Here is a 13,015-nt window from a genome sequence, read left to right as displayed (position 1 = left end):
CGTTCGGTGAGCCCCGGGTCCCACTTCGTTATCTCGGACGACCCGATCTCTGACGGGCTGACGTCGTTCGCGTTCACGGGACCCCCTGGGCAAATTGGAACGTGTTCTAGTTTTAGGGTACCGGATCGCGGCCGAGGGGGAAATCCTCAGCAGCTACAGCGGGCACACCGCCTTGACCCAGCCGTCGATCCGGGCGTTGTACTCGCTGAAGTCGGGGTCGTCGAAGTGGACGCCGCCGGTACCGACGAAGTGCTCGAGCGCCTCGGCTACTGACGCGGGCGGTCCGAACCCCGCGATGATGTCGGCGGCCGCTCGCGCCTGGTCGGCGTTGGTGGCCACCGCGAGGTCGAGGTTGGCGCTGGTCACGTCAATACAGCCCTTGGAATCGAGCGGCGGCAGCGGGCCGAAGTCCGCGGAACCCTGCTCGGCGCTGCCGGGCTCGGCGGGCTCCTGGCCCGGTGTGGGCTGCGCCGCCGAGTCGCTGGTCTGTCCCGACGGGACGGTGCTCGCCGGTTCGTCGCTCGAACACCCCGCGGCCGTCAGCAGCAACGCTGTCGTGGCGACGAGAATCCACCTGGAAGACACCCGGATCGGCACTGATGTCCGACTAGATCGCGGCGATGAAGGTCGTGGTGTAGAACTCCTCGGGCGTTTGTGAGTGCGCAGCCGGCCGCGTCACTATCACCCATGCGCCGGTCGCGTCAGTTGCGACCGGGCCGACCAGGGACACGCCGCCGACGCCGGTGCCATCGGTCTGTAGGCCACCAGCGATCACGCCAGGGGCCCCCGGCGCACAGCCAATGGATGGCCGCGGTGTCTGAATCACCCGCACGTCGTAGTGGGTGTTGGGCACGGCGGTGTGGATCGTGACGTTGGCGGTGACGGTGCCCGCCGACGAGCTGACCTGCGCGAACGGGCGCGCATCGCCGGTCGCGGCGGGCCACTTCATCAAGGTGAAGTCGCACGCGCGCCACTTGCTGGTCATAGGCATCTGCGCGGCACCGGCCTGCTCGGGACTCGCGGAGGCGGTCGCGGGGGTGATGGCCATGAGCGACAGGGCCATGGCGACTATCGCCGTGTGCGTCAATTTGGTCATTTGACTCCATACTGCGCCTCTCGGACACCATGTGCAGTAGTCAGGGTCACATCGTGGGTGTGAAGTTGACCTGAACCAGAGTTGAGGCCGCACCATGGGGGGCATGACCGAAGCCGCCCCCGATCTCGACCCGGCCGCCTACCTCACCCGAATCGGCTATGACGGCCCGACGAGCCCGACCGAGGAGGCGCTGCACGCGCTGGTGGCCGCGCACGGCCGCACGATTCCCTTCGAGAACCTCGACCCAGTGCTCGGTGTGCCGGTCGACGAGCTGGGACCGGTGGTGCTCGAGGACAAGCTCGTGGCGCGCCGCCGGGGCGGCTACTGCTACGAACACAACGGGCTGTTCGGCTTCGTACTGGACGCGCTGGGGTTCGGTGTCGAACGCATCACCGGACGGGTGGTGTGGATGAGAGAACCCGGTGCGCCGCTCCCGGCGAAGACACACCAGGTGCTGTCGGTGACGGTGCCCGGAGACGATCAGCCCTTCCTCGTCGACGTCGGGTTCGGTGGACAGACCCTGTCGTCCCCGATCCGGTTGGTCGCGGGCCCAATACAGCAGACCCGGCACGAGCCCTACCGAATCGTCGAGGACGGTGCGCAGCTGATGCTGTGTGCACAGGTCCGCGAGACGTGGCAGTCGCTGTACGTGTTCACCACACAGCCGCGGCCGCGGATCGACCTGGAGGTCGGCAGCTGGTACGTCTCGACGCATCCGTCGTCAATCTTCGTCACCGGTCTCACTGCGGCGTTGGTGACCGACGAGGCGCGCTACAACCTGCGCGGCCGCAATCTGGCGATTCATCGCGCGAACGGCAGCGAGAAGATCCGGTTCGACACCGCGGCGCAGGTGCTGGACGTCCTCGCCGGCACGTTCGGCATCGATATCGACGATCTCGGCGGCCGCAGCGTCGTCGAGGCGCGGTTGACCCAGGTGCTCGACACCTGAGTCGCCCTGGCTATGGGCCGCCGACCACGAGATCCCACGGGTTCTCGGCGGCGAGCGCACGCCGTCCGAGCCGCCTGGCGTGGTGTCCTGCGCTGCCGAACTCATCGGACCAACTGCGCGCGCGCATGGTGGCCAGCCAGAGCTGATGCTCGATCGTCACACCGATCGCACCATGCAACTGGTGGGCGATGGTGGTGACCGGACCGACCGCCCGGCCGACGGCCACCTTGGCGACTGTGACCGCGAACTCGGCTTGATCACTGTCGAATCCGTGGTCGGCTGCTGCGGACACTGCCAGTGCGGTTGCCGCTCTTGCGCGTTCGACCTCACCCAGCATGCCGGCGAGGGAGTGCTGCACCGCCTGAAAGGCCTTGAGTGGGCGACCGAACTGGATGCGCTCACGCGTGTGCGCCGCCGTCAGCGCGGCTGCGGCGTCGAACGCACCGACGATCTGCACGCTGCGCGCCCACGCCCCGCGGCGCACGAGTTCGTCGTACACGCCCGTGGGCAGGCGCACCGTGTCCGCCACCGCGAGATCGAAATCGATTGTGCCGCGTGGCTCGCCGGCGAGGTTGTGTGAGGTGGTGGCCTCGGCGCCTGAGCACACCGTGACGTGGGTGGCATCGGAGGTGCCGACCGCGAGCAGCATCGCAGGCGAGTCCGGCCACGGAACGTCGACGGCCGTGCCGACCAGCCGTCCGTCGATCGCCTCACCGCGGGCGATCGCGACGGTCATGGGCCCGTCGGTGGGCACCGGGAGGCTGGCCTGGTCGGCCAACCATGCTGCGAGAAGGTCGGTTTCGGCGATTGGCACGGCGGCGGCATAGCGGGCCAGACTGCCGAGGACGGTGGCCACCTCGGTCGGTCCGGCACCCTGGGCGGTGGTCAGCCGGGTCAGGCCGGTCTCCTCCAGAGTGCGCCACAGGGCGGTGTCGAAGGCCACCGGCAACGTGTGCTGACCCACGCGCTCGTCGAACGAGCGGCGGCCGATATCGTCGACCAGTTGGCGGAGTTCGTCTGTCATGCCTGCTTCTGTCATGCCAGGGCCTTCGCGACGACACCGCGCAGAACCTCATTGGTACCGCCGCGCAGGGTGAAAAGTGGTGAGTGCACGCGCGCCGTGGCCAGCATCGCGCGCAGCGGTTCGGTATCGGGTCCGTCGAGGGCGTCGATGAGGTCGGCGGCAATCTCCACCGAGTCCTGCTCGAACCTGGTGCCCAGATCCTTCACCAGCGCGGCGCGCGCATTGGCGTCCTGCCCCTCGGTCAGCGCCCGCGCCACCGATATCGACAGTTGGCGCAACGAGATCATCCGCGCCACCAGGTCGCCGACCTCGGCGGCCGTGCGGTCGTCGACGTCGCGGCGGCCCAGCGCGTCGATGGTCGCGAAAAGCAGTGTGGCCGTTGACAGGAAACGCTCGGGGCCGCTGCGCTCGAAGCCGAGTTCGGAGGTCACCTGATGCCACCCGTCACCGACATCGCCGAGCAGGTCGCCATCGGACAGCGCGACGTCGTCGAAGCGCACCTCGTTGAAGTGGTGTTCGCCGTTCATGAGAATGATCGGCTCGATGGTGACGCCGGGTGCGTCGGTGGGCACGATGAACTGGCTGAAGCCGGCGTGCCTGTGCTCGGGGTCCAGCGGACTGCTCCTGGCCAGCACCACCACCTGGTGGGCCTCGTGGGCGCCGCTGGTCCACACCTTGGAGCCGTTGAGGACCCAGCCGTCATCCGAGCGGGTGGCCCGGGTGGCGACAGCGGCGAGATCGGAGCCCGCGCCGTACTCGCTCATACCGATCGCGGAGTACAACCGGCCCTCGGCGATGCGGGGTAGCAGCCTGCGCCGCTGCTCCTCGGAACCGTAGGTCAGCAGCGCGGGCGCGACCTGACGGTCGGCGATCCAGTGCGCCCCGACCGGCGCTCCGTGCGCGAGCATCTCCTCGGTCACCACATACCGGTGCAGATAACCCAACCCGCGTCCGCCGTACTCGACGGGAATGGTCAGACCGACGAAACCCGCCTTCGCCAACCGAATGCTGAAGTCGGCGTCCCACCGGGACAACCAGCAGTCGACGGCAGGCCGCCAGCCGTACCGGTCACGGTCCGCGGCGAGAAACGACCGGACCGCGGACCGTAGTTCAGCCAGGTCGTCATTGTTGGCGCACAGCGCGTCGAATTCGCTCACTGTGCGGCGAGTCTAGTGCGCAGCGTCGCAGGCAAGGCGGGAGAGCAGGAAACGTCATGTGCCTGCGGCGGCGATGCACCCATACTCGTTGACTGTGAGCGACCAACCGAACTCGCGCCGCGACCGCCTACGCGAACTGCTCGACGCGGTGGTCGACGGCGATAACTCCGATGTCGCCGACATGGCACGCAGCAGCTTCGCCTCGGAGTTCCACTTCTCCCGTCAGGTGCGTCGGTTGACGGGAGAGCCGCCAGCTGCGCTGCGTCGCCGCGTCATGCTCGAGCGCGCCGCGTGGCGTCTGCAGCGGGGGGAGGGTGTCGCGGCCGTCGCCGCCGACGAGGGGTGGTCGTCGGCCGAGGTGTTCTCCCGGGCGTTCCGGCGCTCCTACGGTGTCCCGCCGTCGCAGGCCGCCGACGTCGACTTCTGGCTGACCGCACCCAACGGGCTGCACTTTCACCCGCCCGAGTCGCTGTGGTTGCGCGGCGACCCGAACGACACGGCACCCGATGTCTCCCAGCTCATGGTCGCCCATGACCTGGCCGACACCGACCACCTCATCGCCCACGCGATGGAGCTGACCGAAGAGCAATGGACGGAACGGCTTTCACCCGGGCAGGTGGTACTGGAATGGGACGGTGAGGAGGAGTCCGTCGGCGCGGTACTCGGGGCGATCGTCTGGACCAAACAGGTGTGGCTGGCCAGCATCGAGGGCCGGGACCAGCCCACGCGTCTCCCACGCAGGTCGGCGGCTGACCTGGCCGACGACCACCGTGGCATCGCCGCCCGCTGGAGCGCGATGATCGCCGACCACGCACAACAGGGCCGTCTCGGCGACACCGTGATCGACGCGCTATGCGATCCGCCGGAGTCCTTCCAGCTCTACGGCATCGTCGCGCACGTCCTGACCTACTCCGCGCACCGGCGCGAACTCGTACGAGCGATGCTCGCCCGCCACGGCGTGCGCACCGGGCTCGGCGACCCACTGGACTGGATGAGAGGAAACTGACAATGGCCTGCATTTACTACACCGCGTCGAGCCTGGACGGCTTCATCGTCGACGAGAACGACAGCCTGGCCTGGCTGCTGACGCGCGATATCGACGTCGATGGCCCGTTCGGCTACGAGGCGTTCGCGAAATCCGTTGGCGCACTGGTGATGGGCTCCAGTACCTACGAGTGGGTCCGCGACAACCAGCCCGGTGACTGGATGTATGAACAGCCGTCGTGGGTGCTCACCAGCCGGCCGGGAATCATCGCCGACGGCCATCCGGTGCACACGTTCTCGGGTCAGATCACCGACCTGTACCCGGCGCTGGTGGAGGCGGCGGCCGACAGGGACGTCTGGCTGCTCGGTGGTGGGCACGTCGCCGCGCAGTTCGTCGCCGCTGGCCTGGTGGACGAGATCATCGTCTCCTACGCACCGTGTTCGCTGGGCGCGGGGGCTCGCGTGTTGCCCACACGATCGGAGTGGAAGCTCCTCGAGTCGGCCGTCAACGGCGACTTCGTCTGCGCACGCTGGGCGAAGGCCGCCTGACGCTCTGACTGAGCAGTGGGCCCGGCCCCGATAACTGGTTACCGACGGGTAATCGCGGCTAGGCTTGGTGCGCATTCGATCGTGAAAGGCGCGGGTCATGGGCCACTACAAGAGCAATGTGCGCGATCTGGAATTCAACCTCTTCGAAGTCCTGGATCTGGAGAAGGTGCTCGCCACCGGAGAGTTCGGCGATCTGGACCCCGCCACGGTGCGGGAGATGCTGGCTGAGGCTGCCCGACAGGCCGAGGGGCCGCTGGCCGAGGCGTTCGCCGAGTCCGACCGCCATCCACCGACATTCGATCCCGACACCCACACGGTGACGCTGCCCGAGCCGTTCAAGAAATCGGTGCGGACGTGGCAGCAGGGCGAGTGGTTCCGCATCGGACTGGTCGAGGAGGTCGGCGGGATGCCCGCGCCCTCGATGGTGACCTGGGCGATCAACGAGTTCGCGCTCGGCGCTCAGCCCGCCGCGTTCATCTACCTCGCCGGTCCGGTTCTCGCGAACATCCTCTACCACATCGGCAACGAGCAGCAGAAGCATTGGGCCGCAATGGCTATCGATCGCAACTGGGGCGCGACGATGGTGCTCACCGAACCCGACGCCGGCTCCGACGTCGGTGCCGGACGCACCAAGGCCGTCGAGCAGCCCGACGGGACGTGGCATCTGGACGGTGTGAAGCGCTTCATCACCTCGGGTGACTCCGACGACCTCTTCGAGAACATCATGCACATGGTGCTGGCGCGCCCCGAGGGCGCTGGTCCGGGCACCAAGGGGCTATCGCTGTTCCTGGTCCCCAAGTTTATGCCCGACCCGCAGACCGGTGAGCCGGGCGAACGCAACGGCGTCTACGTCACCAACCTCGAACACAAGATGGGGCTGAAGGTCTCGGCGACCTGCGAGCTGACGTTCGGCCAGCACGATCGGCCCGCCGTCGGCTGGCTGGTGGGCGATGTGCACAACGGCATCGCACAGATGTTCAAGATCATCGAGTACGCGCGAATGATGGTCGGCACCAAGGCCATATCGACGCTGTCGACGGGATACCTCAACGCTCTGGAGTACGCGAAGACCCGTATCCAGGGAGCCGATCTGACGCAGATGACCGACAAGTCGGCACCGCGGGTCAGCATCCTGCACCACCCCGACGTTCGGCGAGCGTTGATGACCCAGAAGGCCTACGCCGAGGGGCTGCGGTCGCTGTACCTGTACACCGCAGCACACCAGGACCCGTCGGCCGCGTTCGTCGTATCGGGGGCCGACGCCGCGCTCGCCGAGCGGGTCAACGATCTGCTGCTGCCGATCGTCAAGGGCGTGGGCTCCGAGCGCGCCTATCAGACGCTCACCGAGAGCCTGCAGACCTTCGGCGGGTCGGGCTTCCTGCAGGACTATCCGATCGAGCAGTACATCCGCGACGCGAAGATCGACTCGCTGTATGAGGGCACCACCGCCATCCAGGCGCAGGACTTCTTCTTCCGCAAGATCGCCCGCGATCAAGGCGTCGCGCTTGGCCACATCTCCGGGCAGATACAGGCCTTCCTGACCAGCGAGTCCGCTCGCGAGGAACTCGCCGACTGCCGGGTGCTGCTGGCCACGGCCCTGGCCGACGTGCAGGCCATGGTCGCCACGATGACCGGATTCCTGATCGCCTCGCAGGAGAGTTCCCGTGAGCTGTACCGGTTGGGGCTGGAGTCGGTGTCGTTCCTGTTCGCCGTCGGCGATCTGGTGATCAGCTGGCTGCTGCTGCGCGGCGCAGAGATCGCGCTCGGTTCACTCGACGGCGACGTCTCCGACCGCGACCGTGCCTACTACCAGGGCAAGGTCGGCGCGGCCCGGTTCTTCGCCAAGAACGTGCTCCCGCGACTGACCGCCGACCGGCGCAAGATCGACGATGTCGACCTGGCGGTCATGGAACTCGCCGAAGAGTCCTTCTAGACCCCAGAACGCCGCGAGACTGCGGCCAGATCGCGTTTCCAGTGGAATTCGTGATCTGACCGCAGTCTCGGCGACGTCGTGGTGGGTTACTACGCCGGGGTGTAGCCGAACGGCAGCAGGATGCTCTTCTGCTCGCAGTAGGACTCGATGCCCTCCCAGCCGTTCTCACGGCCGATGCCCGAGTTCTTGTAGCCACCGAACGGCGCGCCCGGGTCGAACGCGTACATGTTGACCGCGTAGGTGCCGGTACGAATCTTGGACGCGATCTTCATCGCCTTGTCGTTGTCGGTGGTGTAGACGCTGCCGGCCAGGCCGTAGACCGAGTCGTTGGCGATCCGGACCGCGTCGTCCTCGGTGTCGTAGGCGATCACCGCGAGGACGGGTCCGAAGATCTCCTCCTGCGCGATGACCATGGAGTTGTCGACGTCGGCGAACACCGTCGGCTGCACGAACCAGCCGTCGTCGAGCCCCTCGGGGCGGCCGCCGCCGGTGACGATGCGCGCACCCTCGTCGACGCCCTGCTTGATGTAACCCTCGACGCGCTCACGCTGCCGCTCGGAGATCAGCGGGCCGATCATCGCGCCCGCGTTGTCCGACCCACCGACCGGCATCGCGGCGACTGCGGCCGACAGCTTCTCCACGACCTCGTCGTAGCGCGACCGCGGCGCGAGGATGCGGGTCTGACCCACACAGGCCTGGCCGGTGTTCATCAGGCCGGAGAACACCAGCATCGGCAGCGTCGAGTCGAGATCGGCGTCCTCGAGGATGATGGCCGCCGACTTGCCGCCGAGCTCCAGCGTGCAGGCCTTGAGGTTCTCGGCCGCGATCTTGGCGATCTCCTTGCCGACCGCACTGCTGCCGGTGAACGTGTACTTGTCGAGCTCGGGGTTGGACGTCAGCGCGCGGCCGGTCTCCGGGCCGCCGGGCACGATCGACAACACGCCCTCGGGCAAGCCCGCCTCGGCGAACATCTCGGCCATGGCGAATACCGACAGCGGTGTCTCGGAGGCCGGCTTGAGCACGATGGTGCAGCCGGCCAGCAGTGCGGGGCCGAGCTTGTTGGCAGCCAGGAAGAACGGCACGTTCCATGCGGTGACCGCGCCGACGACACCGATCGGCTCGCGAACCACCATCGTCTGGCCGTAGACGCCGTCACGGAAGTCGCGCCAGGTGAACTTGTCGGCGGCACCCGCGTAGTGGACGAACGCCGACATCGCGGCGCCGTACTGCATCATGTCGACGATCGTCGGCGGCTGGCCGGTCTCGGCACCCAGGAGGAACTTCAGCTCATCGGCGCGCTCCTCCATGATCTTGACGGCGGCAGCGAGCACCGCGCCCCGCTCCTGCGGCGACATCTGCGGCCACGGGCCCTCGTCGAAGGCCTTGCGGGCGGCGGCGCAGGCGGCGTTCACGTCGGCCTCGGCGGCCAGCGGAACCTTGCCGACCAGCTCACCCGTCGCCGGGGAGTGCACCTCGATGACCTCGGTCGTCGACGGCTCGACCCACTTGCCGCCGATGAACAACTTGTCCCACTCGGTCTTGAACGCCGTGCTCTGTGTCATTTCGCTCCTCGCGGCCGCCATGTCATGAGCGTCACATTACCCATCGATCCGCGAAACGAGAACCTGTTCCATTCGAGGGTTCAGGAAGGTCGCAGCACAAGCACCAGATTGCTCACCGTGAACTCCCTCAACAGTGGCACGCGCACCGTCCACCACGCCCATCGCGGGTGGTAGCGGGGGAATGCGGCGACCAGCGCGCCCGTGCTCGCCGCCCACTCGAGACCGTCGGCGGCGGAGACGGCGAACAACGAGGAGCCGTAGTCGTTCTTGGGCCGGCGGCCGTGCCTGCGGGCATAGCGGTCGGCGGCGCGTGCCCCGCCCAGATAGTGCGTCAGGCCCATCTCGTGACCGCCGAACGGACCAAGCCACACCGTGTAGGACAGCACCACCAGGCCGCCGGGGCGCGTCACGCGCAGCATCTCGTTGCCCAGCAGCCAGGGTTCGCGCACGTGCTCGGCGACGTTCGATGACAGGCAGACCTCGACGCTGTCGTCGGCGAACGGCAGCGCCATGCCCGAGGCCCGCACGAACGTGCCAGCCCCGGGTTCGCCCGCAGGTCCGGCGTGCATCTCGGACGGGTCGGGCTCAACGCCGATGTAGTGCATCCCGGCGTCGGCGAACGCGTCGGCGAAGTAGCCGGGCCCGCCGCCGACGTCGAGCAGCGTCCGTCCCGCAGGCGTCGTGCCGCACAGCGCAGTCCACAACGACGCGACGAGCGCGACGGTGTCATCGGCCAGCGCGCCGTAGAACCGCGCCGGATCGCTCTGTTCGAACCTGAACTCGCTGAGCAGCCGTACCGAGCGCCGCAGCGTCGCCCAGCGGCCCGGAATTTTGCTGACGACCACGGGACCGAGCCTAGGTGGCGACTACTCTGGCTCTCGATGTCTCACCCATCAAGTCCCGGGTCGCTTCGCTCCTGCCCTCCGACCCGTGTCCGCTCCGCGCTGCTGTTGTGCTGGCGCGACACCGGACACCCGCAGGGCGGTGGCAGCGAGACCTACCTGCAGCGTGTTGGCGCCGCGCTGGCGGCTGACGGCGTGCGTGTCACGCTGCGCACCGCCCGCTACCCGGGGGCGCCCCGGAACGAGACGGTCGACGGCGTCGCGATCAACCGCGCGGGTGGCCCCTACTCGGTGTACGTCCTCGCGATGTTCGCGATGATCGGTGCACGGATCGGCGTCGGGCCGTTGCGTCGAGTGCGCCCGGACGTCGTGATCGACACCCAGAACGGCCTGCCGTTCCTGGCCCGCGTCGTGTTCGGGACCCGCGCCGTGGTGCTGGTGCACCACTGTCACCGTGAGCAGTGGCCGGTGGCGGGCCGCGTGCTGAGCCGGATCGGCTGGTTCGTGGAGTCGCGGCTGTCACCGCGCGCGCACCGCGGCAACCAGTACGTCACGGTGTCGTTGCCATCGGCGCGTGACCTCGCCGATCTCGGCGTCGATCCCGGACATGTCGCGGTCGTGCGCAACGGCGTCGACGAGGCCCCTGTGGAGACCTTGACCCCGCCCCGTTCTGACACACCGACAGTGGTGGTGCTGTCACGTCTGGTCCCGCACAAGCAGATCGAGGACGTGCTGGACGCCGTCGCGCGGCTGCTGCCGGTCATACCGGATCTGCGACTGGAGATCCTCGGTGGCGGCTGGTGGCACGACAGGCTCGTCGAGCATGCCGCGGGCCTCGGCATCGCAGACTCGGTGACATTCCACGGGCACGTTGATGAACACGCCAAACACCTGGTGCTGCAGCGCAGTTGGGTGCATCTGCTGCCATCGCGCAAGGAGGGCTGGGGCCTGGCCGTCATCGAGGCCGCCCAGCACGCGGTGCCGACCATCGGCTACCGGTCCTCTGGCGGGCTGACCGACTCCGTCGTCGACGGGGTCACCGGACTGCTCGTCGACGACCTCGACGATCTCGTGTCGGCGACCGAACGCCTGCTGCTCGACGGGGTGCTGCGCGCCGAGCTGGGTGCCAAGGCCCAGGTGCGCAGCGGCGAGTTCTCCTGGCGCCAAAGCGCTGACGCCATGCGCACTGTGCTGGACGCGACTGTCGACGGCCGCCGAATCGGCGGGCTCGTCTAGCTCGCCACTCGCCGGCGGCGCAGGGCAAGCACTGTCCCGACACCGCCGATGACGAGCGCGGCGAGCCAGCCCAGATGCGCGGCGATGAGAATGCCGCGGAGCTGCGAATCCGGGTGGTCGCCGCCGACTCGGTACAGCGTCAGATCGTCGTCGGCGTAGGCGACGGGCAGGTCCAGGTCGGGTCCCGGGGCCTTCGAAGCTGTTGACGCGCCGGATGTCTCAACCACCACCCAGCCCACCCCGGCCCGGGCCAGTTCGTCGGCGCCCGCCCCGGAGAGCACCAGCGCTTCGATATCGCGGGCCCGATTTCCCTCACCGGGCACCCGCTGACCGCCGATGAGTAGGTCGCCGGTGGTCAGCACGTCGGCCGACACCCACCGCGGCAGCGGGTCGAGCACGGGGGCGTCGCCGGCCCACGTGAACTTCCGCATGCTGTCGGGTGGCAGCACCGCGACCGGTCGCGGGTCGGCGTTGATCATCGCCGCGACCGTCGACCACCCCGCGGGATAGCGCACGGTCGTGACCTTCCCGCCCACTCCCCACGCCAGGTCGGGCAGCACCGCGATCAACGCCAGGCAGTACACCAGGCCCGTCGCCGCGGCGGGGATCCGCGGTCGCAGCGTGACGACAGCCGCGGCCGCCGCCACCGCGTAGCCCGGCACCGCGAGGGCCACCCACTTCTGCGTGTCGCGCAGCACGCCGAGTCCCGGCACGGCCTGCACCGTCGCCTGCAGAGCGGCCAGCCCCGGCCCCGTCGCCGCGAGAGCGGGTAGTGCCACGGCCACCGCGGACAGCACCAGCAGCGGTACCGCCTGCGGCATGCGCAGCACGGTCGGCAACCCCAGTGCGACGACTGCGAGGAGTGTAAGCGTCGCGATCACCGCGAAAAGCGTTGTCCGAGAGTCCGGTATGGCCTGGCTGTTCCACATGCCGCCCAGCCCGGCGAGGCTGCCGAGCGTGCCGAGGCCGGGCTCGGCACGTGCCGCGAATTCATGGATACCGACGGCCTGGCTCGACGACAGCGAGCCCGCACCCACCGACGCCACCAGCCAGGGCAGCGCGCCCAGGGTCGACGCGCCCAGCGACACCGCGGCGCACATCCACCTGCCCCGGCCGGCTCCCGGCGCCGCAACGCACACCAGCGCGACGATTCCCGCCAGCAGGAGGCCTGTGGGTGTCAGCCCAGCCAGCGCGGTCCAGAACAGCACCGGCCACACCGGTGTCGGCCCCGACGTGCCGTCCCCGGACCGCAGCCGGAGCATCGCCGCCGCCACCCACGGCAGGCAGCCGTAACCGACCAGCAGGCTCCAGTGGCCCTGCAGAAGACGTTCGGCGACGTAGGGGTTCCAGACCGCGAGGGTCGCGGCGACGAACTGGCCGGGCAGACCGGCATCGGGCACCACGACCGCCGCCAGGCGAGCCGCACCCCAGGCGGCCAGCCACAGACCGGCGATGAGAAGGGCCTTGACCACCACCCCGCCGTCGAGGATGTGGGAGGCCACGGCGATCGCGAAGTCTTGGGGCAGGGCACGCGGCGCGGCCCCCGACAGGCCAAGCGCCGCATCGGAGAGGTAGGACCGCGGCGTCGAGACGGCGTCGCGCAGCAGCAGATGGCCCGGCGCCAGCAGCGGCGCCGTCACCAGCAGTGAGAGCGCCAGCGAGTACGCAGGCACCGCCCATCGG

At 68.7% G+C, this 13,015-nt stretch carries 12 protein-coding genes; 5 read left to right on the top strand and 7 right to left on the bottom strand.

What is annotated here, in order from left to right:
* Positions 1 to 153 precede the first annotated feature (153 nt).
* Both ABIA65_RS01320 and ABIA65_RS01315 read right to left on the bottom strand, forming a co-directional pair.
* The gene (locus tag ABIA65_RS01320; protein WP_241401697.1) at positions 154 to 585 is read right to left on the bottom strand and encodes an MYST family histone acetyltransferase; all 432 of its coding nucleotides are present in this window, start codon (positions 583 to 585) and stop codon (positions 154 to 156) included.
* Between the two features lie 22 nt (positions 586 to 607).
* Positions 608 to 1,096, bottom strand: a complete 489-nt coding sequence (locus ABIA65_RS01315; protein ID WP_354522363.1) for a hypothetical protein — start codon at positions 1,094 to 1,096, stop codon at positions 608 to 610.
* 103 nt (positions 1,097 to 1,199) lie between these two features.
* On the opposite strand from ABIA65_RS01315, the gene ABIA65_RS01310 reads away from it, so the two are divergent.
* Entirely contained in the window at positions 1,200 to 2,045 is an 846-nt protein-coding gene (locus ABIA65_RS01310) for an arylamine N-acetyltransferase family protein (RefSeq protein ID WP_354522362.1), read from the top strand.
* 10 nt (positions 2,046 to 2,055) lie between these two features.
* Here the strand turns inward: ABIA65_RS01310 and ABIA65_RS01305 are convergent, their stop codons facing one another.
* Both ABIA65_RS01305 and ABIA65_RS01300 read right to left on the bottom strand, forming a co-directional pair.
* A complete protein-coding gene (locus tag ABIA65_RS01305) occupies positions 2,056 to 3,069 on the bottom strand; it encodes an acyl-CoA dehydrogenase family protein (protein ID WP_354522361.1) in 1,014 nt (337 codons plus the stop codon).
* 11 nt (positions 3,070 to 3,080) lie between these two features.
* Entirely contained in the window at positions 3,081 to 4,226 is a 1,146-nt protein-coding gene (locus tag ABIA65_RS01300) for an acyl-CoA dehydrogenase family protein (protein ID WP_354522360.1), read from the bottom strand.
* A gap of 73 nt (positions 4,227 to 4,299) precedes the next feature.
* On the opposite strand from ABIA65_RS01300, the gene ABIA65_RS01295 reads away from it, so the two are divergent.
* The 3 genes from ABIA65_RS01295 to ABIA65_RS01285 all read left to right on the top strand — a co-directional run bounded on the left by ABIA65_RS01295 (position 4,300) and on the right by ABIA65_RS01285 (position 7,692).
* Positions 4,300 to 5,232, top strand: coding sequence for a helix-turn-helix domain-containing protein (locus ABIA65_RS01295; protein WP_241405899.1), 933 nt, complete (start codon positions 4,300 to 4,302; stop codon positions 5,230 to 5,232).
* Between the two features lie 2 nt (positions 5,233 to 5,234).
* Positions 5,235 to 5,759 carry a dihydrofolate reductase family protein gene (locus ABIA65_RS01290; RefSeq protein ID WP_354522359.1) on the top strand — a complete coding sequence of 175 codons (525 nt, stop codon included), beginning with the start codon at positions 5,235 to 5,237 and terminating at the stop codon, positions 5,757 to 5,759.
* A 97-nt stretch (positions 5,760 to 5,856) separates the two neighbouring features.
* On the top strand, positions 5,857 to 7,692 hold the full coding sequence (locus ABIA65_RS01285) for an acyl-CoA dehydrogenase (RefSeq protein ID WP_354522358.1): 1,836 nt from the start codon (positions 5,857 to 5,859) through the stop codon (positions 7,690 to 7,692).
* A gap of 89 nt (positions 7,693 to 7,781) precedes the next feature.
* Here ABIA65_RS01285 and ABIA65_RS01280 read toward each other — a convergent pair whose 3' ends face one another.
* Both ABIA65_RS01280 and ABIA65_RS01275 read right to left on the bottom strand, forming a co-directional pair.
* A complete protein-coding gene (locus tag ABIA65_RS01280) occupies positions 7,782 to 9,254 on the bottom strand; it encodes an aldehyde dehydrogenase (protein ID WP_241401690.1) in 1,473 nt (490 codons plus the stop codon).
* A gap of 80 nt (positions 9,255 to 9,334) precedes the next feature.
* On the bottom strand, positions 9,335 to 10,099 hold the full coding sequence (locus ABIA65_RS01275; protein WP_241401689.1) for a class I SAM-dependent methyltransferase: 765 nt from the start codon (positions 10,097 to 10,099) through the stop codon (positions 9,335 to 9,337).
* Between the two features lie 36 nt (positions 10,100 to 10,135).
* On the opposite strand from ABIA65_RS01275, the gene ABIA65_RS01270 reads away from it, so the two are divergent.
* Complete coding sequence (locus ABIA65_RS01270) at positions 10,136 to 11,332, top strand: glycosyltransferase family 4 protein (protein WP_241401688.1); 1,197 nt, start codon at positions 10,136 to 10,138, stop codon at positions 11,330 to 11,332.
* Here ABIA65_RS01270 and ABIA65_RS01265 read toward each other — a convergent pair.
* Entirely contained in the window at positions 11,329 to 13,005 is a 1,677-nt protein-coding gene (locus ABIA65_RS01265) for an MmpA family trehalose lipid delivery protein (protein ID WP_354522357.1), read from the bottom strand. The genes ABIA65_RS01270 and ABIA65_RS01265 overlap by 4 nt on opposite strands.
* Positions 13,006 to 13,015 lie beyond the last annotated feature (10 nt).

This window comes from Mycolicibacterium sp. 624, assembly GCF_040548615.1.
GTDB lineage: Bacteria > Actinomycetota > Actinomycetes > Mycobacteriales > Mycobacteriaceae > Mycobacterium.
Note: the sequence above shows the minus strand (reverse complement) of the source record. Positions and strands in the feature narration are given on the sequence as shown.

Bases quoted from the DNA above. Each gene is read 5' to 3' on its own strand.
- ABIA65_RS01315 (WP_354522363.1), bottom strand. From the start codon at position 1,096: ATGACCAAATTGACGCACACGGCGATAGTCGCCATGGCCCTGTCGCTC.
- ABIA65_RS01280 (WP_241401690.1), bottom strand. From the start codon at position 9,254: ATGACACAGAGCACGGCGTTCAAGACCGAGTGGGACAAGTTGTTCATC.
- ABIA65_RS01305 (WP_354522361.1), bottom strand. From the start codon at position 3,069: ATGACAGACGAACTCCGCCAACTGGTCGACGATATCGGCCGCCGCTCG.
- ABIA65_RS01270 (WP_241401688.1), top strand. From the start codon at position 10,136: ATGTCTCACCCATCAAGTCCCGGGTCGCTTCGCTCCTGCCCTCCGACC.
- ABIA65_RS01310 (WP_354522362.1), top strand. From the start codon at position 1,200: ATGACCGAAGCCGCCCCCGATCTCGACCCGGCCGCCTACCTCACCCGA.
- ABIA65_RS01295 (WP_241405899.1), top strand. From the start codon at position 4,300: ATGCACCCATACTCGTTGACTGTGAGCGACCAACCGAACTCGCGCCGC.
- ABIA65_RS01290 (WP_354522359.1), top strand. From the start codon at position 5,235: ATGGCCTGCATTTACTACACCGCGTCGAGCCTGGACGGCTTCATCGTC.
- ABIA65_RS01285 (WP_354522358.1), top strand. From the start codon at position 5,857: ATGGGCCACTACAAGAGCAATGTGCGCGATCTGGAATTCAACCTCTTC.